The sequence below is a fragment of the Roseinatronobacter domitianus genome, assembly GCF_023336755.1.
Taxonomy (GTDB): Bacteria; Pseudomonadota; Alphaproteobacteria; order Rhodobacterales; family Rhodobacteraceae; genus Roseinatronobacter; species Roseinatronobacter domitianus.
The window spans coordinates 81859-102993 of the sequence record NZ_JALZWP010000007.1 but is presented as its reverse complement, the minus strand read 5'-3'; the positions used below and the strand labels follow the sequence as shown (position 1 = coordinate 102993).

The following is a 21135-nucleotide window of genomic DNA, read 5'->3' as shown; positions in this document are numbered from 1 at the left end:
TTGGGGTGTTCAGGTCAGCTTTGCAACAGCCGGCGCAGCAAATCCACGTCTTCAGCCAATTGGCTGTCAGAACTGCGCATTTCCTCGACCTTGCGCACACCATACAAAATGGTCGTGTGATCGCGCCCGCCAAAGCGACGGCCAATTTCGGGCAGTGACCGCGAGGTCAGTTCCTTGGCCAGATACATCGCGATCTGACGCGGCCGCGCAATGTTGCGGGCGCGCTTTGGCCCCAACATGTCGGACAGGCGAATGTTGAAATGCTCTGACACCTTGCGCTGAATTTCCTCGACCGTCACGCGCCGCTCGGAGCTGCGCAGAATATCGGACAAGCAATCTTGCACCATATCAAGCGTGATTTCCTGCCCGATCAGGTTGGAAAACGCGAAAAGCCGCTGCAAAGCGCCTTCCAGCACGCGCACATTCGTGGTGATGCGATGCGCCAGAAATTCAAACACGCCGTCGCCGACATTCACCGGGCCGAGCGTTTCTGCAAAAATGGCAGCCTTGCGATGCAGGATGCCCAAGCGCAACTCGTAATCCGTCGGGTGCAGATCGACCACAAGACCGCTTTGCATACGCGAGGTGATGCGCGCTTCCAGATCCTTGATCTCTCCGGGCGCGCGATCGGCAGAAATGATGATCTGCTTGTTCTGGTCCACCAGTGCATTGAATGTATGGAAGAATTCTTCTTGGGTGCTGTCCTTGCCGGCAATGAACTGCACGTCATCCACCATCAGCACATCGACCGAACGGAACAGGTTTTTGAAATCCATGATCTGCCGGTCGCGCAATGCTTGCACGAACCGATACATGAATTGTTCCGCCGACAGATACAGCACCTGCAAATCCGGGCGCGATTGGTGCAGCTCATGCGCGATCGCGTGCATCAGGTGGGTCTTGCCCAAGCCCACACCACCATACAAAAACAGCGGGTTGAATGTGACGGGACCGGCTTCGGCCACACGTTTTGCAGCAGCATGCGCCAACTCGTTGGGCTTGCCGACCACGAAATTGTCAAATGTATAGCGACCTTCCAGCGGGGCGCTTTCCAGCACGGCCGGCGCTTCGGCAGTGGGTGACGGAGTGCTGACGGTTGTCGCCCGCCCGACAGAGAATTCCAGTTGCGCCAAATCCGCATGGTCGGCGCGCAAGCGTGCGACGATCTTGTCGTGATAGTTGCGCTTCACCCAATCGCCGACAAAACGCGACGGCGCGCTCAGCCGTGCAATGCCGTTTTCGACGCCAACGAGTTCCAGAGGTTCGATCCAGCTTTTATAGCTGCTCTCGCCCAGCTCCTGCCGTAGTTCCTTTGAAACTTTTGACCATTGCTGTGCAATCATGGACCCCGACCCGTTTTTCTTGTTTCACGCGGCAAACGCGACAGTCCCCATGCGGCTTTCATGCCTGAAAGCACGGTGCAAAGAAGCTGGCCGGAACCCGGCATTCAGTGATCACTGGGAAAGAGCGCGCAGATCAACGCATATACCTGCGTCGATTGCCCGTCTGAATGGTGCAGCGGTGCATTTTGCACCTTCGGCCACCCGTCCCCCCCAGGACTGCGTGAATCGCTTTCGCACATTAGCAATCGTGTCCGAAGCTGCGCAACAGAACAACGCACTTGACCTTAAGCATTGACCAAAAGAATCGCACAGCACGACAACAGCGCCCGATCCAGAAATGCAAAAAGCGCGCCCAAGGCGCGCTTTTACAGTTTATTTTCAGAAGATTAGGCTTGCGCGCCCAAAGCTTTGACGCGGGCCGACAGACGCGACATCTTCCGCGCCACAGTGTTTTTGTGCAACACACCTTTGGTTACGCCACGCGACAATTCTGGCTGTGCTGCGCGCAGGGCTTCGGCGGCTTTCGTCTGGTCGCCAGAGGCAATCGCCTCTTCGACTTTGCGCAAGAAACCACGGATGCGCGAGCGACGCGCCTTGTTGATGTCGGTGCGGCGTTCCGCCTGACGGGCGCGTTTTTTGGATTGGGGTGTATTTGCCATTTGCGTGTCTTCTCTTCGGGTTCGTTACAATATGTTCGCGCAACGGACCCGACTGGCCAAAACGACCACGGTCAAATCTTGCCTTAAGCGGGCCCACGCGCATGTGGGGCGGCGTATAGGCCAAGCCCGCCCAAAAGAAAAGAGGCAATCACTGATCGCGGAATTGCGGCGTGCGCTTTTCAAGGAAAGCCTGCATTCCTTCAACCCGGTCTTCGGAGGCGAACATCATGTGGAACATCCGGCGCTCGAACAACAGCCCCTCGCGTAGGCTACCTTCATAGGCACGGCTGACCGATTCCTTGACCGCCTTGGTCGTGATCTGCGACTTCTCGGCGATCTTGCCCGCGGCGGACATGGCTTCGTCCATCAGTTTCTTGGCAGGCACAACGCGGCTGACCAGCCCCGCGCGCTCGGCTTCCTCGGCATCCATGAAGCGGCCCGTCAGGTGCATATCCATCGCTTTCGACATGCCCACAAGCCGCGTCAGACGCTGCGTGCCGCCCATGCCCGCGACAATGCCCAGATTAATCTCTGGCTGGCCAAATTTGGCGGTATCGGCGGCAATGATGAAGTCGCACATCATGGCCAGCTCGCACCCGCCGCCCAAGGCATAACCCGCAACGGCGGCAATGACGGGTTTACGCAGCGCCGCGATCGCATCGCAGGCCGGGCCAAACAGGTCTTCTTGGTAGACCGTCACAAAGCTTTTGTCGGCCATTTCCTTGACATCGGCCCCGGCGGCGAAAGCCTTGTCAGACCCGGTCAGCACCATGCAGCGCACTTTGTCATTCGCATCTGCGGCGCGCATTGCATCGGACAATTCGGAAAGCAGCTTGGAATTAAGCGCGTTCATCGCATCGGGCCGGTTGAGGCGAATCAGCGCCACATGGTCCTTGATTTCGACGATCAGCGTTTCATAGGCCATGTTGTGGCACCTTGTCTGTGGCTGTCAGCCCATTGGCTTAGCAGCTTGGTCCATGGGTTCAAGTCATCTCTGGCAGGTTGCACAATAGAAGCTGGAGCGCCCCGATTGCACGATCCGCCGCACCTGGCCAGTGCAACCGGGCTGTTGGCACGCCTGCCCTTCGCGCCCGTAGACCTTGAATCCATGCTGAAAATACCCAAGCGCGCCGTCGGCCTGACGGTAGTCGCGCAAGGACGATCCACCTGCCGCAATCGCCTCTGTCAGCGTGGCACGGATTTCATGAACCAGACGTTCCAGCCGCGCCGCGCCTATTCGATGGGCAGCGCGGGCGGGGTGAATACCCGCGCGGTGCAGCGCCTCGCAGACATAAATATTACCAAGCCCCGCGACGATTCGCTGGTCCAGAAGCGCAGATTTGATCGGCGTGCGTTTGCCTGCCAGTTGCGCGGCCAGATAAACAGCATCGAACCCGTTGCCCAAAGGTTCCGGCCCGATCTGTGCCAGCAATTTGTGACTGTCCTGAGCATTTGTCGCGCATAGGTCCATCGCGCCAAAGCGGCGCGGATCGTTGAAGGTTATGCGCGCACCGCCCGCCATATGAAAGATCACATGGTCATGCTTTTCCAGCGCCGGATGATTGACATGAAACTTGCCCGGCACATGCGGCGCTTCCAGCCCCGAAACGGTCATCCGCCCCGACATGCCCAAGTGGACGATCAGCGTCTCGCCCCGGTCCAGATCGGCCAACAGGTATTTGGAGCGCCTGCGCAGCGCCAGCACGCGCGCCCCTGTCAACCGTTCGGCCATTCGGTCGGGAAACGGCCAGCGCAGATCAGCGCGGCGCAATTCGGCGCGTTCGATCACGGCCCCTTCCATCGCGGGCAAAAGCCCCCGGCGCACGGTTTCAACCTCTGGCAATTCCGGCATATGGCCCCCAGCATGGCGCGAGGTCGCATTGTAACGCGCCCCCCAAACCCTATAAGGAGAGGGAAGACGCCCCTGCAAGGGCCAAGCGAGAGAGATCACGCCATGACCGACGACAAGACCACCACACATTTCGGCTTTCAAACCGTCGATGAGGACCAGAAAGCGGGCATGGTGCATGGCGTGTTTTCGTCTGTCGCGTCCAAATATGATGTGATGAATGATTTGATGAGCATGGGCATCCACCGTGTCTGGAAAGACGCGATGATGGATTGGCTGGCCCCACGCCCCGGTCAGCGCCTGCTGGATGTGGCGGGCGGCACCGGCGATGTCGCGTTCCGCTTTCTGGAACGTGCGGGCGCGGGCACGCATGCGACCGTGTTGGATATGACGGAATCGATGCTGCTGGCTGGGCAAACGCGGGCAGAGGCGGACAGCATGGCCACATCCCTTGATTGGGTGGTGGGCGACGCGATGGCGTTGCCATTCGAGGATAACAGCTTCGACGTGTATACGATCAGCTTCGGCATTCGCAACGTGACCCGCGTGCAAGATGCCTTGGGAGAGGCGTTTCGTGTGTTGCGCCCCGGCGGGCGGCTGATGGTGCTGGAATTCAGCCAGATCCCGAATGAGTTGATGCAAAAGGTCTATGACCTTTACTCCTTCAACATCATTCCCCCCATGGGCAAGCTGGTGACGGGCGACCGCGACAGCTATCAGTATCTGGTCGAATCCATCCGCAAATTCCCCGATCAGGACACCTTCGCGGACATGATCCGCCGCGCCGGGTTCGAACAGGTGAAATACCGCAACCTGTCAATGGGTATTGCGGCGCTGCATTCGGGCTGGAAGCTGTAAATGCGCGGACCGCACAATATCTGGCGGCTGGTCCGCACCGGTGCCACCTTTGAACGCACGGGCGCGATGGCCGAAGTGCTGGAGGCGATGAATGCCCCAGCGCGGTTGCGCTTGGCCGCGCGGGTGCTGGGCTGGCCGTTCAAGCTGTTGGGGCTGAAGGGCGATGAAACCCTGCCGCCCTTGGTGCGTGCGCTGACGGCCCTTGGCCCCGCATATATCAAATTCGGGCAGACGCTGGCGACCCGCCCTGACGTGGTGGGGCAGGAACTTGCCGACCAGTTGCGCTACCTGCAAGACAAGCTGGCCCCTTTCCCGCGCGATGAAGCGGTTGCCCAGATCGAAGCGGAATTGGGCCTGCCACTGGCAGAAGCGTTCTCGGAATTGTCCGAACCCGTTGCCGCTGCGTCCATCGCGCAGGTGCATCAGGCGCGGCTGGCGGAAACCGGCGCGAAAGTGGCCGTAAAGGTGCTGCGCCCCGGTGTAGAGCGTGCGTTTCGCCGCGATGTCGACGCCTTCCATCTGGCCGCCAGTATTATAGAACTGTTGCTGCCCAAATCGCGACGCCTGCGCCCGCTGGACGTGATTACACATTTCGAGGAACTGGTCGAGGGCGAGCTGGACCTGCGCATTGAAGCCGCCTCTGCCGCCGAATTCGGGGCCAATACCGAAGGGGATGATGGCTTCACCCTGCCCCGTCCGGTCTGGCACCTGTCCGCGCGCCGGGTGATGACGCTGGGCTGGGCCGAAGGCGTGCCGATGGGGGACAATGCCGCGCTGGATGCGCTGGGCATTGACCGGCGCGAGTTGGGCACCCGTGTGTTGACCCTGTTCCTGCGCCATGCGCTGCGCGACGGGTTCTTCCATGGCGACATGCACCAGGGAAATATGAAGGTCACCGCCGATGGCGGGATCATCGCCTTCGATTTCGGGATCATGGGCCGGATCGACGCGTATACCCGCCGCGCCTATGCCGAGATTCTGTTCGGCTTTATTCGCAAGGATTACCGCCGGGTGGCCGAGGTGCATTTCGAGGCAGGCTATGTCCCCCCCGACCGCGATATTGATGATTTCGCGCGGGCTTTGCGGTCCGTAGGAGAACCTATTTTCGGAATGGACGCGCGGTATATCTCTATGGCGAAGCTGCTGGCCTATCTGTTCGAAGTGACGGAGCGTTTCGGCATGGAAACCCGGACCGAGTTGATCTTGCTGCAACGCACCATGGTGGTGGTCGAAGGGGTGGCGCGCTCGCTGAACCCCGAAATCAACATGTGGCAGGTCGCCAAGCCCGTCGTCGAGGAATATGTCCGCACCCATGTCGGCCCGCAGGCGTTCGCCCGTGATCTGGCATTGACCGCGAAAATCCTGTCGCGCTTCGGGCCGCGCCTGCCACGACTGGTGGAAGAGGCGTTGATCGCGCAGGCCCATCCCAAGCCAGAACAGACACCCGCGCGCAAATTTGGCCCCGTGGGCTATGGGCTGGCCGGCGGTGGGCTGGTCGCGCTGGGTGTCGCAATCGGGGCGGCGCTTTAACTTAGCCGCGCAATCGGCGGGCCGGGGACTGCCGATCTGTCATTAGATATGTGGCACTTTATGGCTGCCAGATCCGTAGAGCCTGTGTGCAATGCGCTTACGTCAACCAAATCGGCAGGCCGCGGGACGGCCCGCCGATTGCGCGGCGGGCTACGCCCTTGATTCCGCGCAAGGTTATTTTACCGAAAGCCCACCGGCAGATTGAACCGATGCGTCCCGCTCACGCCCTCTGGCGCGCGGGGCAGGCGTGCGCGCTGCACCGCATTTAGCACAGCTTGGTCCAGCGCGGCGTTGCCGGAACTGCCGACGACGCTCACCCCCGCCAATTGCCCGCCCGCCGTGACCGAGAGACGCAACTGCACCACGCCACGCGCGCGTGTTCTGGGCCGCGTTTGTGCGCGTTGCACAGCAGCGCGAATGCGCCCGCCCCAGTCGGCAAGCGCGCTGGCGGAATTACCCCCTCCGCTTTGCACTTGCGCCGCCCCTTCGCCGCGCTGTGCGGCCGCCCCCTGCCCGCTGGCGCGTTGCGCGGGCGGGCTGGCCGGGGCGCTGGCCTTGGCTTTGGGGTCAGGGCGCGCGCGCGGGCGGGTTTCGGGCGGCGTGTCGGGTTGTGCGAACAGTTTGGGCAAATCGGGCTGGTCAGCCGTCAGAACCGGCGCGGCCTGCGGGGCGACAAGTCCGGGCAATTCCGGCAAGGTGTCGCGGCGCAGTTGCGACAGCGCATCGGGCGCGGCTTCCTGCACAGGCGGGGCGACCATCTCTGGCGGGGCCATGACCTGCACCGGCGCGTCCCAGTTGCGGACCATGGCCGACACTGCCGGATCTGCCGCCCCCAACGGGGCCGCGACCGTCACGGCGCCCTCGCCACCATCGCCGCCCGCCGCCATGCCGTCAGGCGCAATCGCGGCAAAGGCCGCCAAATGCACTGCCACCGCCGCCACACCAAAGCCTGTGAATTCCAACGCCGCACGCATCAGCCGCCCCCTTGCCGCGCGACAAGCGTTACCGCGCGCACGCCGCCCTGCCCCAACTCGCGCAAGGCGCGCGCCAAGGCGGCGGCAGGAGCCTCAGAATTGGCGCGCAATGTCACCTCTGGGCCAAGATTTGTCAGATCAGGCGCCGTGCCATCGACTGTCACCAACCCTCCATCGGGGCCGAGCCACAGTTCGGTCACACCTTCCGGCAACGCCCCATCCGCCAGGGTCACACTCGGCGGCGTTACCTCCACAGGGTCGGGCGCGGTGATCTGGGCGGTCATCAAAAAGAAAATCAGAAGCAGGAACACCACGTTAATCATGGGCACCACGCTTTCGCGGGGCGTGCGGGGGCGGGTCGGCGGCGTGAACTCCATCACGGTTCCATCAGCACAAGCGAAGACAACCCCGCCGCGCGCAAAGCATCGGTCAGGCGGGCAGCATCCTGCACACTTGCCCCATCACGCGGGCGCAAAATCACCAGCGCATCGGGGTTCGGCATGAGCGGAGCCAAGGCATCGGGCAGGACCAGAAGATCGGTTTCCACTCCGTTCAACCAAACCATGCCGCCCGCGAATTCCACCAATCGGGGCGGACCGGCATAGCTGGCTGTGGCCTGCCCGGCAGGGGCCAGCGCCAAGCCCACATCCTGCCCGAAGCGCGCCGCCAGCATGAAGAACACCAGCAGCAGGAACACCACGTCAATCATCGGTGTCAGGCTGGGTTTGCGGCGCGGGCGCGGTGGGCCGAAATGCAGCATCAGCGCCCCCCGGACGTGAAAACGCGCGTGGCAAGGTCTTCCATATCGGCCTGCACCCGCTCGCAGATACTGTCATACCAGCTTAGCGCCATCGACGCCGGGATCGCCACCGCCATCCCCGCCGCCGTGGTCAAAAGTGCCTGCCAGATACCGCCCGCCAGCGCCGCAGGGTCGGCACGGTTGCCTGCCGCTTGCAAAGCCTGAAACGCTTCGATCATGCCCAGAACCGTGCCCAGCAACCCAATCAAAGGCGCGATGGTGGCGATCAGTTCCAGCGCGCGCAACCCGCGGCGCGCCTGCATCAGCGCGCCCTTGGCAATCCGTGCGGTGTCCTCGCGGGCCTGCGCATCGGTCATGGCGGGGTCGAGCCTGGCTTCGATTGCCCGGCGCAGCATGCGCGACCGTAGACCAGAACGCCCGGCCAAAGGCACAAGCGCACCCTGCCCCGCGCCCGACTGCCATGATGCCACCGCCGCTTCGGCCGGGCCGCGCGACCATGCGCCAAGCCGCGCCATGTCCCACAGCTTCCAGAGGATCAGCGCCAAGGTCAAAACCGAAAGCGCGGCAATCGCCCAGAGCGCCGGGCCGCCTGTGAGCAGAAACTCCTGAAACCCTGTCATCATCCCTCGCTTTGCGGGCCAATCGTGGCCTGCCAGTCTGCGGCACCCTGTGCCACCGCGTCAAACACCGCGCGCCCGATGGCTTCGCCTTGGGCCGTGTGCAGCCCGGCGTAATGTTCTGCGCCGGGCGGGGCGGCCACCGCAATGCAATCTGTCCCGGTCCCCGTAGCAATTGCACCGCCCGGCACGCGGTGACCTGCGGCGACAATTGCAGCGGTTCGGGCCTGTGTGGCGATGCTTAGTGCCTCTAGCAGGCCAGTATCAGACAGGGGGAGCGACAGTTGCACCGCGATGTTGATGGTGCCGTAGCTTGGCATCACCTTGTCCCAGTCGCGCCCGGTGCGGTCCGCGCGCGCGCCCACGGCCTCGGCATTCGACAAGCCGACCGTGGCGAGCGCCTGCGCAGTCACGCCTTCGACCGTGGCGCGGGCAATCTGGTGAAAGGCGATATCACGCGAGGTGAGCAGGCACACCGCATCCCGCCCGGCCATTTCTAGCGCCAGCCATGCCCCCACATCCAGATCGGCGGGCAGGTCGGCATTGCGCACCTGCCGCCAGAGGATATGGCGCGCAGTTTGGTAGCCGGGACGGTGCGGCGCCCATGACAGCACCCGGTGCGGCGCGCCCAGATCACACTCCAACCAAGGTGCGGCGAGCTTGACCTGCATCAGACCACCCCCAGCGGCTGGCAGATGGGGCCATCATCCGTGTGGCGCACATAGGCGCGTATCTGGAAGACGCGGGCCAACAGATCGGGCGTCAGCACCTCGGCTGGCGGGCCATCGGCGGCAATGCCGCCTTGCCACAACACGACCAGCCGTGTGCAATAGCGCGCGGCCAGCCCCAGATCGTGCAGGGACGCGATCACGCTGCGCCCGCGCGCGGCCTCGGCGGCAAGTGTGTCCATCAGCCCCAGTTGATGCGCGGGGTCCAGCCCCGCCGCCGGTTCATCGGCCATAAGCAAGGGCGTGTCCTGCGCCAGCGCGCGGGCGATCAGAACGCGGGCCTGTTCACCGCCCGAAAGCTGCGTGGCGATGCGGGTGCGGAACCCGTCCAGCCCCATGCGGGAAAGCGCCGCATCAATCGCGGCGCGGTCGGTCTCTCCTGGTTTTTGGCCGCGCGCCAGATGCGGCAGGCGGCCCAGCGTCACGACATCAGCCACGCTGACCGGCCAGCCGATTTCGCGCGCTTGCGGCAGCCATGCGACGCGGCGGGCACGATCACGCGCGGAAAGCGCCGACAGCGAGGATTGCCCACGATGCGGCATCATCCCCAAGGCGCCGCGCATCAACGTGGTCTTGCCCGCACCATTGGGGCCGAGCAAGCCCACGAATTCGCCCGCGCCCACGCTCAGGTTAATGTCGCGCAGCACATCGCAAGGGCCGCGCGCCACGGCGAAATCAGACAGGACCAAATCGGTCATAGCCCTTGCCCCCGTGTCTTGAAGACCAAGTGCAAGAACAAGGGCGCGCCGACAATCGCGGTCAATACCCCCAGTTTCAGGTCACGGTCAGGCAGGACCAACCGCACGGCAATATCTGCCGCCAGCACCAGCACCGCACCCCCCAGCGCCGAGGCCCAGAGCAGGCTGGACGGGCGCGCGCCCACAAACGGGCGCAGAATATGCGGCACGACAAGGCCCACGAACCCCACCGCGCCCGCGACCGCCGTGGCCGCGCCCACCATACTGGCCACGGCCAGTACCAGCACCAGCCGCAGGCGGGACAGGTTCACGCCAAGGCTGGCGGCGCTGTCCTCGCCCAAGGTCAGCGCATCGAAGGCACGGCCTTGGGCCAGTAGCACCACCGCGCCGATGGCAATGAAGGGTGCTGCCAGCCAGACATGCGTCATAGAGCGGTCGGCAAGCGACCCCATCATCCAGAACATGATTTCGGACGCGGCGAACGGGTTTGGCGACAGGTTCAGCACCAGCGCCGTCAACGCGCCCGCAAGGGCAGACACCGCGATCCCGGCCAAGATCAGCGTCAGTGACCCGCCGCGCGGTCCGGCAAGCGCAAGGATCAACCCGACCGCCAGCACCGCGCCCAAGAGCGCGGCCAAGGGCAAGCCCAACGCGAATTGCGCGGCAAAGCCGGTTTGCAGCGCGATCACGGCTCCCAAGGCGGCAGAGCCGGACACACCCAGCAAGCCCGGTTCCGCCAGCGGATTGCGCAGATAGCCCTGCATCGCAGCACCCGCCAAGCCCAGCCCGGCCCCGATCATCGCCGCCAATATGGCGCGCGGCAGGCGAATTTCGCGCATGACCAAGGTTTCAGCCAGCCCCTCGCCGCGCAGCAGCGCGGCCAAAGACCTCGCAGGCGACAACCCCGCCGGGCCGATCAGCAGCGACAGCGCAAACAGCGCCACGATCAGCAGCACCAGAACGAGGGCGAGCACACGGGTCATTCATACGCCTCTTGCAGGCGCGAGATGGCGCGCAGAACGGCAGGCGTGCCGCAAACCCATTCGGCATCGGACAGCGCGCTGCCCGCGTGCCTGTCGCGCAGCGCGTTCATGGCAGGATGTGTCAGCACCGCCTCCGAGCGTGACGCGCCGGGGTAGTGCTGGCCCGAAATGATAAGGTCGGGCATGAGCATCAGCAACCGCTCCATCGGCAGGGTGCCGCCGCCGGATAGCCCGGCTTCCAACGCAACATTGGCAAAGCCCGCCGCCGTCAGAATGTCATTGGCGAGCGATTTATCGCCAGAGGTGTAGTTGTTGGCATAGTGCAGCGCCGCGCGGGGACGGTTGGACGGGTTGGCCCGCAACGCGGCCAGATCGGCGCTGAACTCTGTGGCCAGCGTTTCGGCCTGTGCCGCGCGCCCCAAAAGGCGACCCACCTCACGAATAGCCCCAGGTATCTGGTCCAGACTGGTGACGATGGGCAGTTGCGCAACCTCTACCCCCAACCGCCGTAGCAGCCCGACGGTGTAGGAAGACGTGAACTGCCCGGCCAGCACCAGATCGGGATTCAGGCGGAACACCTCTTCCGCCTGCCCGTGGTTTATGGGGTATTTGCGCGCCTCTTCCAGCATGACCGACACGTTCGGATCCTGCGAGATGCGCGAGATGGACACCAACTGCCCCGGTTTCGCCAGCAACATGGCCAACTGGTCGGTGCACAGGTTGATAGAGACCACCCTTTCAGGTGGCCCCCCGAGCGCCGCCCCCGCCCAAAGGGCAAGGACTGCGCCCAACGCCTTAGAAGCGCGACGACAGGCCAAGGTAGAACGCCCTTCCGGGCGTTTTATAGCCGCGCACTTGCTGGCGGTCCTGGTCGAACAAATTGGTCGCTCGAAGGGTTAAATCTGCCGTATCTGTAAGGCCATAACGAAAGCCAAGATCAACGGTCGTGTAGTCAGCCAGCCCGCCCGTGCGATCCGCGACATGCGTCAAGCTGGCAGACCCGCTTAGCCGATCCAGGATCTGCAAGTCGGCCCCAAGTGTCATATTGTGGCGCGGCACGCGCTCAACACGCGACCCTGCCGATGGGCCTTCGGTTATGTTAGCGTCTGTGTAGGTATAGGCCAAGGTCACGCTGGCACGATCTGTTATCGGAATATCGGCAAACAGTTCCACACCACGGCTGCGTGATGCTTCGATCTGCGCATAGCGCGCCGTCACGGTATCGTAGTCGATCTTGCCATCGATTCGCACCTGAAACAGCGTTGCTGAAACTGTCCCACCATTGGCCAGTCGGTAATCAGCACCAGCTTCGACCGAAACCGAGGTTTCGGCGTCCATCGTCGGATCGCCAAACGCACTGAACAGTTCGAAGTTGGACGGGGCGCGGAAACCACGCGCAACCTGCCCGCGCAAGGTCAGCGAATCTGTTACCTGATAGGCAAAGCTGAGGCGACCAGTCAGAAACCCACCAAAGCGCGAATGATCATCGTACCGCACCGCCGCAGTCACATCGAGCAGGTCTGCCGGTCGCCCCAAAAGCTGTGCATAGGCTCCGGCAATACTGGTGTCGGATCGGAACCCGCCAAACGTTCCGGTCTGGTTATAATCCTCGCGTTCCCAATCGGCTCCGTAGACCAGCGTATAGCCCGGCGACAGGTCAGAGATGCCCTTCCAGTCCATCCGTGTGCGTTCGCCGATATAGGTGTTGTCAGAGGCAAACGCTCCGCCGACGATATAACGCCGTTCAACATTGTAGCGGCTAACCCCGAATTCCTGCGTGCCGAAGGCTGAATCAAGCTGCGCGAAAGCGCGTAGGCCCAATTGACGCCAGCGTGCCTCGGCATCGGAATTCGGGTCAAGCGATGTAAATCCGAAAGCGTCATTGGCATCATACTCGCTGTTGGACCGCTGATAGAACCCGGCCAGCCCCAGCGCCAGCATGTCGGTCGCCTGATAGCGGACGGCCAAATTGACCTTGCTGCGGTTATACCCGTCGGATTCAGCATTGGGCGCATAGACAATGCCACCGGACACACCTTCGAATGCGGTTTCGCCGTTGGTACGCACATGTGACAGCCCTAGCGACAGTTCCAGCCGATCCTGACGGTAAGCCAGCCCATAGGACAAAAGCGCAGTCGCATGGCTGCCACCTTCCGCTTGCAACGTTTGGGTCAGCCCATCCTCTTCGGCGCGCAACGATGTGATGTTGATCACACCGCCAACAGCCGACCCACCATAAAGCGCAGATTGCGAGCCCCGCAAAATCTCTATGCGGCCCAGATTGGCCAGACCGAGCTGACCTATATCGGTTTGGGTCTGCACCCCAGACGGGTCGTCAATACGAATGCCATCGATATAAATAGCGGTGTAGCGCGCTTCGGCACCGCGCAGTCGCAGGCTGCCGGACCCGCCCATCCCGCCATCTTGGGTAATACTGATACCGGGCAGCCGGCGCAGCAAGTCGACAAGCGAGGTCGCGCCGCTTTCCGCGATGTCCGCCGCCGTCAGCACCGTGACCGACGCACCAGAGCGCGGAAGCTCGGTTTCGGTCAGGTTGGCCGAGAAGGTCACTTCTTCGAGGTTGATGATATCTTGCGCCGCAGCACCCCCGGCCATCAGGCCAAGGGCTGCGACCGTGCCAAGGAAATGGCGTTTGGTCATGGGTCTGCACCTATGTGTGGGCCGACAATGCGGCCCGAAAGTAGAGTGTCATGCAGGTGCAGCGCACCGCAGACGGCGAAAATGCCACCGCTACGGACAAACCGTTACCCGCAGCGCCGCCCGCGCCGGGATAGGGTGAACACTTTGGCAGGTCTCCTGACTTGCGGGTCGCTGCTTTGCCGGGCCTTCCCGTGGCTTGCACCACAGTGGCATGTGCCGACATTGCTCGCCGCTTACAGTTGCGGGGGCAGTCGCGGATTTGCCGCCCGAAGGCTGCGCACCGCGTTCCCATTTTAACCGGCCGCTTTCACGCCCGGACCAAAGTTCCTTGGTCGTAGAACCTTCACCGAGTCGGCGCAACAGTTTTTCTGGCCCTACCAGTCAGGAGCCTGCATGACCGCTGGCAGCAGGTCCTGCAGGGTCGACCGCTCCATCATCAGGATCATGCCGGGCGCGTCGAAGGTCAGGTGCAATCTGTCACCCGCCATCCGGTTGGACGTGCCGATCCGCGCATCCGGCGCAAAGGCCAGCCCGTCGATCGGCCATTCCAGACCTGTCGAGCGCCCCGCCACTGGCCCCATCGGAAACAACGATACCCGTGCCCCACGCGCCACGGGCATTTCCAGTTCTGGTGGTGCCAGCAGACAGATATCCTCCGTGCCCACCAACAGCACCCGCGCGCTTTTATGGCGCACAAGCGAATTCATGGCCGCAAGCGTGTGGTCCGTGCGCGCGCCCAGAAACCCAAGGCAAATGAGGAAAGGTGCCCTGACATAGCGTAGGCATTTGTCCAGATCCGTGCTGTCCTGTTCAGGCACATGATGAACGCGCGCGCCTAACTTTGCGCGCAGGTCGGGATGAATCGAATCAAGGTCGCCGATTACCGCGCGGGGCGCTTGCTCCAGATTGTCCAGGTGATTGGCACCGCCATCCGCCGCCACCAGCTCGGGGGCAAGCGCAAGCGCTTCTGCGAGCGTTGCACCGTCAAAACCGGCCCCACCCGCCAATGTGATGCCACTCTGTGTTTGGAGAACCAACGCCAATGGGCTACCTTTCGAATGCGGCAAAGAGTTTGGGTCATGGTCATAAACAGATCATCAAAAAACCCAAGTTCAAACATGTAATCGCTTTTGTGATCCGCGAAGTTCGGAAATGTGCAGTCAAATAAAGAGCGATGTGATGGTTGGTCCAAGCAAGATACTTACGGTGTCCTACGGCACGTTTTCGTGCACGCTGGAAGGGTTTGACGAACCTTTCGGCACCATGCAGGCAATCGCGGAGTATTTCCGGGATCTGGCGGCGCAAGACCGCTACTTCGGGGCAGAACCGCCCACACCGGATGCCGAAATGCTACACCGCATCGCCGAACGCGAGGTGCAGCGCCGCGTCGAAAGCCGTGTGCAGGAAAACGGGATCATTCTGCGACAGCAGCCCGATAGCAACACGGCACCGGGTGTCGTGGCACCTTATGCCATGGCAAATGTGCTTAAATCCGTTGTCCAAGGTGGTGCTGCCCCGTCCGGGATGATGGCTGCCGCCGCTGCAAACAAAGCGTCTGCGACACCGGAACCCGCACCAGAGACGGATGCAGAGGACATGCCCGCCTCAGAGCCTATGTCGTCAGACGTGTCGGATAAGCTGGCCCGCATCCGCGCGGCTGTTGCCAAGTCCGAAACCATGCAAGACGCCGAGGAAGACACCGTCGAAGATGAGGCATCCGATGCACAGGCACATGCTGTGCCGGAAGCGGATTTGTGGGATACCACCGATACTGCGCCCGATATGCCAGAGTTGGATGATACCCTCGCCAGCCTGATGGCAGAGGACGAGGTCAACCAACCGGCGGATAGCGATAGTCTGACAGATGATGCCGAGGACATGGCCGAAGACAGCCTCGCCGCGGATGAAGACGCGACCTTCGGTGACGATTTCGCCGAGGAGGACGCACCGGATACGCCGCAAGACACTCTTTCTCTGCCGACCATGGATCAGCCCGTTGCAGAGCAGCCCGTTGCAGCGCAATCCAGCGCAGATGAGGAGTTGGACGAGTACGACGATTTTGGTCTGTTCGATGAAGACGATGACGACACCCCGCAAGCTAAGGCACGCCCAGCACCTTCGGCGGTTCTGGCCGCTGCGGCCCCAGTAGCCGGGATCGCGGCCCATGTAACTGCAAAGCGTTCGGGCCAGGACACCACCGCCGAAGCGGAAGAAGACCAGTTCGAAGATGATTTTGACGAAGACGAATATGAGGCTGAGGCTGAGGCTGAGATTCAGCCCGCAAAGGCCGACGTCCCAGACACCCCACCGGCAGACGTCGCCCCACGCGCACCAGAGAGGCCAGAGCCCGCACAGGCCCAACCTTCTATGGCCGAGGTCATCGACGAAGATGATTTCGAGGCCGAGCTGGAACGCGAGTTGCAAGACAGCGCACGGCAGGAAGAAGAACGCCACTCTATCGAAACTCTGCGTAGCGAAATCCGTGCGGTTCTGGGCCAGACTGGGCTAAGCGGGCAATCCGAGACGTCATTGATCGACGAACTTGCCGTGATCGAACAAGAGGCGGTCATCAAACATCCGCATTTCAACCGAAAGGCGAAAAAGCGCATTCCCGGCGATACGGAAACCACCGCCGAGCGCCTGTTGGAAACCGCAAACTCTGCCTTGGGTGAACACGATTCCAAGCGCCGCCGCGAGACCTTTGAGCATATCAAGGTGGCGGTTGCCGCGACACGGGCCGAAGAAATCGTCGAAGGTCCGCGCCGGCGTGACATCGAACAGGATCGCGAAATCGAAAAATATCGCGCCGGGATGGAAGCCCCGGCCCCGCTCGACCCTGCGATGGCCCGCGCAGAACAGCGCGCCAAGGTGGTAGAAGAACAGACTTCGGATGAGGCTTGGGATGAAGACGAGGACGTCGCCGAAAGCGCCCCGGTCGAGGAAGTTGCAGAGATCGTGGCGCCAAAACGCGCACCTGCAACCATGCGCCCCGTTGCGGCACCTGCCCCAACGCCAGTGGCAGAGCCTGAACCGTATGATGCGTCCGCAGGCAGCCCGCGCCCGCGCCGCCCCGCAATGGCAGGCGCGCGCAAAACCCAGCGCCCATCCGTAGCGCGGGCACCTTTGGTGCTTGTGTCGGAACAGCGTGTAGACACCGAAACCGCGCCAAGTGGTCCCGTGCGCCCACGCCGCGTGCGCGCCAGCCAATCCGCCGAGGCGATCGCGGTTAAACCCGGCAGCGCCCCGGTTGCCAAGGAGACGCTGGACTCCTTCAAAACCTTTGCGGATGATGTCGATGCTTGGTTGCTGGATGACCAGATCGAAGCCGCCGCAGCCTATTCGACGCATATTCTGGGTCAGCAAGAGTTCTCGCGCCCGGAATTGATGAACTTTGTTCTGGCCTATAACGAGGGCAAAGAGGTCAGCCGCGAAGACATGCTGCGCGGTTTTGGGACGCTGCTGCGCGAAGGTAGGCTGGAACGGGGCAACGCCGGGGCGTTCCGCCTGGCACCGGCTTCGGAATATGATGAACCTGCCCGCAAATACGCCCAACGCTAAGGGCGCCCAACACAGGAAAAAGCCCCGGCCATCGTGCCGGGGCTTTTTCGTTGGTCGGGGTTTACGGGTCCGGCGGTGCGTCCGGGTCTGGCTTGCCAACCCCGAGGAACAGCTTTTTCAGCGGGAAGGTCCAGACAATGCCCAAGACGACATAGATCAGCAACTCCAACAGAAAGGGCGGGCGGTCGAACATTTCGACCACATTGACGGCCACAACTATGTAAAGCGGCAAGGCCACCACAAGGGCGAAAATCGACCAGCGTTTACGGGCTTTATAGGATAGGGCCATCAATCCTCAAACGGGTCTGTGACAAGAATTGTATCTTCGCGTTCCGGTGACGTGCTAAGTAGGGCAACCGGGCAGCCGATCAACTCCTCCACGCGGCGGACGTATTTGATCGCATTCGCAGGCAGATCGGCCCAGGATCGCGCGCCCTCGGTGGATTCCGTCCACCCCGGCATTTCTTCATAGACCGGCGTGCACCGTGCCTGAGCCTCTGCCGCCGTGGGCAGGTAATCCATGACCTGCCCGTCCAGATCATACCCGACACAGATTTTCAGCACCTCGAACCCATCGAGCACATCGAGTTTGGTGAGCGCAATGCCGTTCACGCCCGATGTGGCACAGGTCTGGCGCACCAGACACGCATCGAACCAGCCGCAGCGGCGCTTGCGCCCGGTGGTGGTGCCAAATTCATGTCCGCGTTGGCCCAGTCGCTGGCCATCGTCATCATCCAATTCGGTCGGGAACGGCCCTTCGCCCACGCGGGTGGTGTAGGCTTTGACAATGCCCAGCACGAAATCAATCGCGCCGGGACCAACGCCCACGCCCGTCGCCGCCTGCCCCGCGATCACATTGGACGAGGTGACGAACGGGTAGGTTCCGAAATCCACATCCAGAAGCGCCCCCTGCGCCCCTTCGAACAGGATGCGCTTGCCGGCCTTGCGTTTGTCTTGCAGCACCTTCCACACGGGGGCCGCGAAGGGCAGGATTTGCGGCGCAATCGCACGCAGGCTGGCGATCAGCGCATCACGGTCGATAGGCTCCAGCCCCAAACCACGGCGCAGCGCGTCATGATGCACCAAAGCGCGATCCACGCGCAGTTCCAATGTGGCATCATCAGCCAGATCGGCCACGCGGATCACGCGGCGGCCGACCTTGTCTTCATAGGCCGGGCCAATACCGCGCCCCGTGGTGCCGATTTTCGCAACCGAATTCTGATTCTCGCGGGCGCGGTCCAATTCACCATGAAACGGCAGGATAAGCGGCGTGTTTTCCGCAATCATCAATGTCTCTGGAGTTATCTCGACGCCCTGCGCGCGGATCGTCTCGATTTCCTTAACCAGATGCCACGGGTCCAGCACCACGCCATTGCCGATGACCGACAGTTTGCCACCGCGCACCACGCCAGAGGGCAGCGCGTGCAGTTTGTAGACCTTGCCGTCAATGACCAGCGTATGCCCGGCATTATGGCCGCCCTGAAATCGCGCCACCACATCGGCGCGTTCGGACAACCAATCGACGATCTTGCCCTTGCCTTCGTCGCCCCATTGAGCGCCGACCACCACGACATTGGCCATTACCGGACCCTTCCTTGCTGAAACCGTCTTGCTCTTACCCTGTCGCAAGGGTGGCGAAAACCCGAAACTGTGGCTTTGTGGCCTGCGATGCGGGGTTGCAGGCAGCTTTCGCAACCCCTAAGTAGGCCGGATAAGCGAAGAGCGGGTTTCCTGATGCAAAATGTCGTGCTGATCGTTCATCTTCTGCTGGCGCTGTCCTTGATTGGCGTCGTGCTGGTGCAACGCTCCGAAGGGGGTGGGCTTGGCATTGGCGGGGGTGACAGCAGCCCGCAGGCAGGCCGTCCGCCATTGACAGCCATGGCAAAGCTGACATGGGCTCTGGCGATCGCGTTTATCAGCACGTCGCTGTTCCTGACGGTTCTGGCCGCGCAGCAATCCGCAAGCACCTCGGTTCTGGACCGCCTTGGCGTGCCCGCACCCGCAGAAGCGCCGGCAACATCTGGCCTGCCCGCTGCTGATAGCTTGCTGCCGCCCAGCTTGGACAGCGATTCACTGGCACCGCCGCCGGCAGAGTAAACGGCGCACGCTTGCGGGCGTGCGCGATCTCGGGTAAGGCAATACTCCCGTGAAGGTGTGCCGTTTCGCGCGCCGTTTTCCAATTCTGACACTTCACGGGGAGGTCCGAGCAGACCCATGGCGCGTTATATTTTCATTACCGGTGGTGTTGTGTCCAGTCTTGGCAAAGGCCTGGCATCTGCCGCCTTGGGCGCATTGTTGCAGGCACGCGGCTTTACCGTGCGGCTGCGCAAGCTGGACCCCTACCTGAACGTCGACCCTGGCACCATGTCACCGTTTGAACATGGCGAGGTGTTCGTGACCGATGACGGGGCCGAAACCGATCTGGACCTTGGGCATTATGAGCGCTTCACCGGTGTTGCCGCGCGCCGCACCGATTCGGTGTCGTCGGGGCGGATTTATTCCAATGTGCTCGAACGCGAACGCCGGGGCGATTACCTGGGCCGCACCATTCAGGTTATCCCGCATGTCACCAATGAAATAAAAGACTTCCTTGCGGTGGGCGAGGATGAGGTCGATTTCATGCTCTGTGAAATTGGCGGAACGGTTGGCGATATTGAAGGGCTGCCCTTCTTTGAGGCCATCCGCCAGTTCAGCCATGAACGCCCGCGTGGCCAGTGCATTTTCATGCATCTGACATTGCTGCCCTATCTGGCGGCCAGCGGCGAGTTGAAAACCAAGCCGACCCAGCACTCGGTCAAGGAACTGCAAAGCATCGGCATTGCGCCCGATGTGCTGGTCTGTCGGTCCGAACATCCGATCCCGGAAAAGGAACGGCAAAAGATTGCGCTGTTCTGCAATGTCCGGCCAGAGGCGGTGATCCCGGCCTATGATCTGTCATCCATCTACGAAGCGCCACTTGCCTATCATGGCGCCGGTCTGGACCAAGCGGTGCTGGATGCGTTCGGGATCAACCCTGCCCCGCGCCCACAGTTGGACCGCTGGAACGACGTGATGGACAGGTTGCACAACCCAGAGGGCGAAGTGCGCATCGCCATCGTCGGCAAATACGTGCAGCTTGAGGATGCGTATAAATCCATCAAGGAAGCCTTGGTGCATGGCGGCATTGCCAACCGGGTGAAAGTGCGGGTCGAGTGGATCGACGCCGAAGTGTTCGACAGCGAAGACCCGTCCGCAGCACTTGAACCCTATCATGCCATTCTGGTTCCCGGCGGCTTTGGCGAGCGCGGGACTGAGGGCAAGATCCGCGCCGCAACCTATGCGCGGGAAAAGAAAATCCCCTATTTCGGCATTTGTCTGGGCATGCAGATGGCCTGCATCGAGGCCGCGCGCAACCTTGCGGGTATCGAAGATGCAGGCTCCGAAGAGTTTGACCATGAAGCGGGCAAAAAGCGGTTTACGCCCGTGGTATACCACCTGAAGGAATGGGTGCAGGGCAACCACAAGGTTGAACGCAAGCTGGGCGATGACAAGGGCGGCACCATGCGGCTTGGGTCGTATAATGCCAGCCTGCTGGACGGCTCGCGCGTGGCCGGGATTTACGGCACCACCCGCATAGAGGAACGCCACCGCCACCGCTACGAAGTGGACACCAAGTTCCGCGAAGCCTTGGAAGCAAAAGGGCTGAGTTTCTCGGGCCTTTCCCCGGATGGGTCATTGCCGGAAATCGTGGAATATCCCGACCATCCGTGGTTCATCGGGGTGCAGTTCCATCCGGAACTGAAATCAAAACCCTTCGCACCACACCCGCTTTTCGCAGATTTCGTGCGCGCGGCGGTAGAGGTGTCGCGGCTGGTGTAAGTTGTAGCGCTTTTTTCCCCTTCTCACGCGTGCCTATTCGGGCATAGTGCGTGGGAAAC

At 62.1% G+C, this 21135-nt stretch carries 21 protein-coding genes and 1 riboswitch; of the genes, 5 read left to right on the top strand and 16 right to left on the bottom strand.

Features of this window, described 5'->3' with window-relative positions:
• Positions 1-14: 14 nt before the first annotated feature.
• The 4 genes from dnaA to mutM all read right to left on the bottom strand — a co-directional run bounded on the left by dnaA (position 15) and on the right by mutM (position 3854).
• Positions 15-1343: a chromosomal replication initiator protein DnaA gene (gene dnaA, locus M3N55_RS08895; RefSeq protein WP_249058178.1), complete on the bottom strand. Its 1329-nt coding sequence runs from the start codon at positions 1341-1343 to the stop codon at positions 15-17.
• 386 nt (positions 1344-1729) lie between these two features.
• The gene (gene rpsT, locus M3N55_RS08890; protein ID WP_249058177.1) at positions 1730-2002 is read right to left on the bottom strand and encodes a 30S ribosomal protein S20; all 273 of its coding nucleotides are present in this window, start codon (positions 2000-2002) and stop codon (positions 1730-1732) included.
• A gap of 148 nt (positions 2003-2150) precedes the next feature.
• Entirely contained in the window at positions 2151-2927 is a 777-nt protein-coding gene (locus tag M3N55_RS08885; RefSeq protein ID WP_249058176.1) for an enoyl-CoA hydratase, read from the bottom strand.
• A 63-nt stretch (positions 2928-2990) separates the two neighbouring features.
• Positions 2991-3854: a bifunctional DNA-formamidopyrimidine glycosylase/DNA-(apurinic or apyrimidinic site) lyase gene (mutM, locus tag M3N55_RS08880; protein ID WP_249058175.1), complete on the bottom strand. Its 864-nt coding sequence runs from the start codon at positions 3852-3854 to the stop codon at positions 2991-2993.
• A 102-nt stretch (positions 3855-3956) separates the two neighbouring features.
• Here mutM and ubiE point away from each other — a divergent pair, with 102 nt between their 5' ends.
• Together ubiE and ubiB are read left to right on the top strand one after the other, a co-directional pair.
• A complete protein-coding gene (gene ubiE / locus M3N55_RS08875) occupies positions 3957-4709 on the top strand; it encodes a bifunctional demethylmenaquinone methyltransferase/2-methoxy-6-polyprenyl-1,4-benzoquinol methylase UbiE (protein ID WP_249058174.1) in 753 nt (250 codons plus the stop codon).
• Positions 4710-6239, top strand: coding sequence for a 2-polyprenylphenol 6-hydroxylase (gene ubiB / locus M3N55_RS08870; protein WP_249058173.1), 1530 nt, complete (start codon positions 4710-4712; stop codon positions 6237-6239).
• Positions 6240-6418: 179 nt separating this feature from the next.
• On the opposite strand, the gene tolA is transcribed toward ubiB, so the two are convergent.
• The 10 genes from tolA to M3N55_RS08820 form a co-directional block, all read right to left on the bottom strand.
• A complete protein-coding gene (gene tolA / locus M3N55_RS08865) occupies positions 6419-7213 on the bottom strand; it encodes a TonB family protein (protein WP_249058172.1) in 795 nt (264 codons plus the stop codon).
• Positions 7213-7590: an ExbD/TolR family protein gene (locus tag M3N55_RS08860; protein ID WP_249058171.1), complete on the bottom strand. Its 378-nt coding sequence runs from the start codon at positions 7588-7590 to the stop codon at positions 7213-7215. The genes tolA and M3N55_RS08860 overlap by 1 nt, the downstream gene beginning before the upstream one ends.
• The gene (locus M3N55_RS08855; RefSeq protein ID WP_249058170.1) at positions 7590-7973 is read right to left on the bottom strand and encodes an ExbD/TolR family protein; all 384 of its coding nucleotides are present in this window, start codon (positions 7971-7973) and stop codon (positions 7590-7592) included. Before M3N55_RS08855 ends, M3N55_RS08860 begins: the two co-directional genes overlap by 1 nt.
• Positions 7973-8593 (bottom strand): MotA/TolQ/ExbB proton channel family protein, encoded by a 621-nt coding sequence (locus M3N55_RS08850; protein ID WP_249058169.1) that lies wholly within the window; start codon positions 8591-8593, stop codon positions 7973-7975. The genes M3N55_RS08855 and M3N55_RS08850 overlap by 1 nt, the downstream gene beginning before the upstream one ends.
• The gene (locus tag M3N55_RS08845) at positions 8593-9264 is read right to left on the bottom strand and encodes an adenosylcobinamide amidohydrolase (protein ID WP_249058265.1); all 672 of its coding nucleotides are present in this window, start codon (positions 9262-9264) and stop codon (positions 8593-8595) included. Before M3N55_RS08845 ends, M3N55_RS08850 begins: the two co-directional genes overlap by 1 nt.
• Entirely contained in the window at positions 9261-10016 is a 756-nt protein-coding gene (locus M3N55_RS08840; protein ID WP_249058168.1) for an ABC transporter ATP-binding protein, read from the bottom strand. The genes M3N55_RS08845 and M3N55_RS08840 overlap by 4 nt, the downstream gene beginning before the upstream one ends.
• The gene (locus M3N55_RS08835) at positions 10013-10999 is read right to left on the bottom strand and encodes a FecCD family ABC transporter permease (protein WP_249058167.1); all 987 of its coding nucleotides are present in this window, start codon (positions 10997-10999) and stop codon (positions 10013-10015) included. The genes M3N55_RS08840 and M3N55_RS08835 overlap by 4 nt, the downstream gene beginning before the upstream one ends.
• A complete protein-coding gene (locus tag M3N55_RS08830) occupies positions 10996-11817 on the bottom strand; it encodes an ABC transporter substrate-binding protein (RefSeq protein WP_249058166.1) in 822 nt (273 codons plus the stop codon). The genes M3N55_RS08835 and M3N55_RS08830 overlap by 4 nt, the downstream gene beginning before the upstream one ends.
• Positions 11795-13660: a TonB-dependent receptor plug domain-containing protein gene (locus M3N55_RS08825; RefSeq protein ID WP_249058165.1), complete on the bottom strand. Its 1866-nt coding sequence runs from the start codon at positions 13658-13660 to the stop codon at positions 11795-11797. Before M3N55_RS08825 ends, M3N55_RS08830 begins: the two co-directional genes overlap by 23 nt.
• Before the next feature lie 129 nt (positions 13661-13789).
• Positions 13790-13998, bottom strand: a riboswitch (cobalamin riboswitch).
• Positions 13999-14034: 36 nt separating this feature from the next.
• Complete coding sequence (locus M3N55_RS08820) at positions 14035-14703, bottom strand: thiamine diphosphokinase (RefSeq protein WP_249058164.1); 669 nt, start codon at positions 14701-14703, stop codon at positions 14035-14037.
• A 136-nt stretch (positions 14704-14839) separates the two neighbouring features.
• On the opposite strand from M3N55_RS08820, the gene M3N55_RS08815 reads away from it, so the two are divergent.
• Entirely contained in the window at positions 14840-17218 is a 2379-nt protein-coding gene (locus tag M3N55_RS08815) for a hypothetical protein (protein ID WP_249058163.1), read from the top strand.
• A gap of 61 nt (positions 17219-17279) precedes the next feature.
• Here M3N55_RS08815 and M3N55_RS08810 read toward each other — a convergent pair whose 3' ends face one another.
• Both M3N55_RS08810 and M3N55_RS08805 read right to left on the bottom strand, forming a co-directional pair.
• Entirely contained in the window at positions 17280-17507 is a 228-nt protein-coding gene (locus tag M3N55_RS08810; protein ID WP_249058162.1) for a DUF2842 domain-containing protein, read from the bottom strand.
• Positions 17507-18799 (bottom strand): adenylosuccinate synthase, encoded by a 1293-nt coding sequence (locus tag M3N55_RS08805; RefSeq protein ID WP_249058161.1) that lies wholly within the window; start codon positions 18797-18799, stop codon positions 17507-17509. The genes M3N55_RS08810 and M3N55_RS08805 overlap by 1 nt, the downstream gene beginning before the upstream one ends.
• Positions 18800-18952: 153 nt before the next feature.
• Here M3N55_RS08805 and secG point away from each other — a divergent pair, with 153 nt between their 5' ends.
• Both secG and pyrG read left to right on the top strand, forming a co-directional pair.
• Positions 18953-19315: a preprotein translocase subunit SecG gene (secG, locus tag M3N55_RS08800; RefSeq protein ID WP_249058160.1), complete on the top strand. Its 363-nt coding sequence runs from the start codon at positions 18953-18955 to the stop codon at positions 19313-19315.
• 117 nt (positions 19316-19432) lie between these two features.
• A complete protein-coding gene (pyrG, locus tag M3N55_RS08795; RefSeq protein ID WP_249058159.1) occupies positions 19433-21076 on the top strand; it encodes a CTP synthase in 1644 nt (547 codons plus the stop codon).
• Positions 21077-21135: the final 59 nt, after the last annotated feature.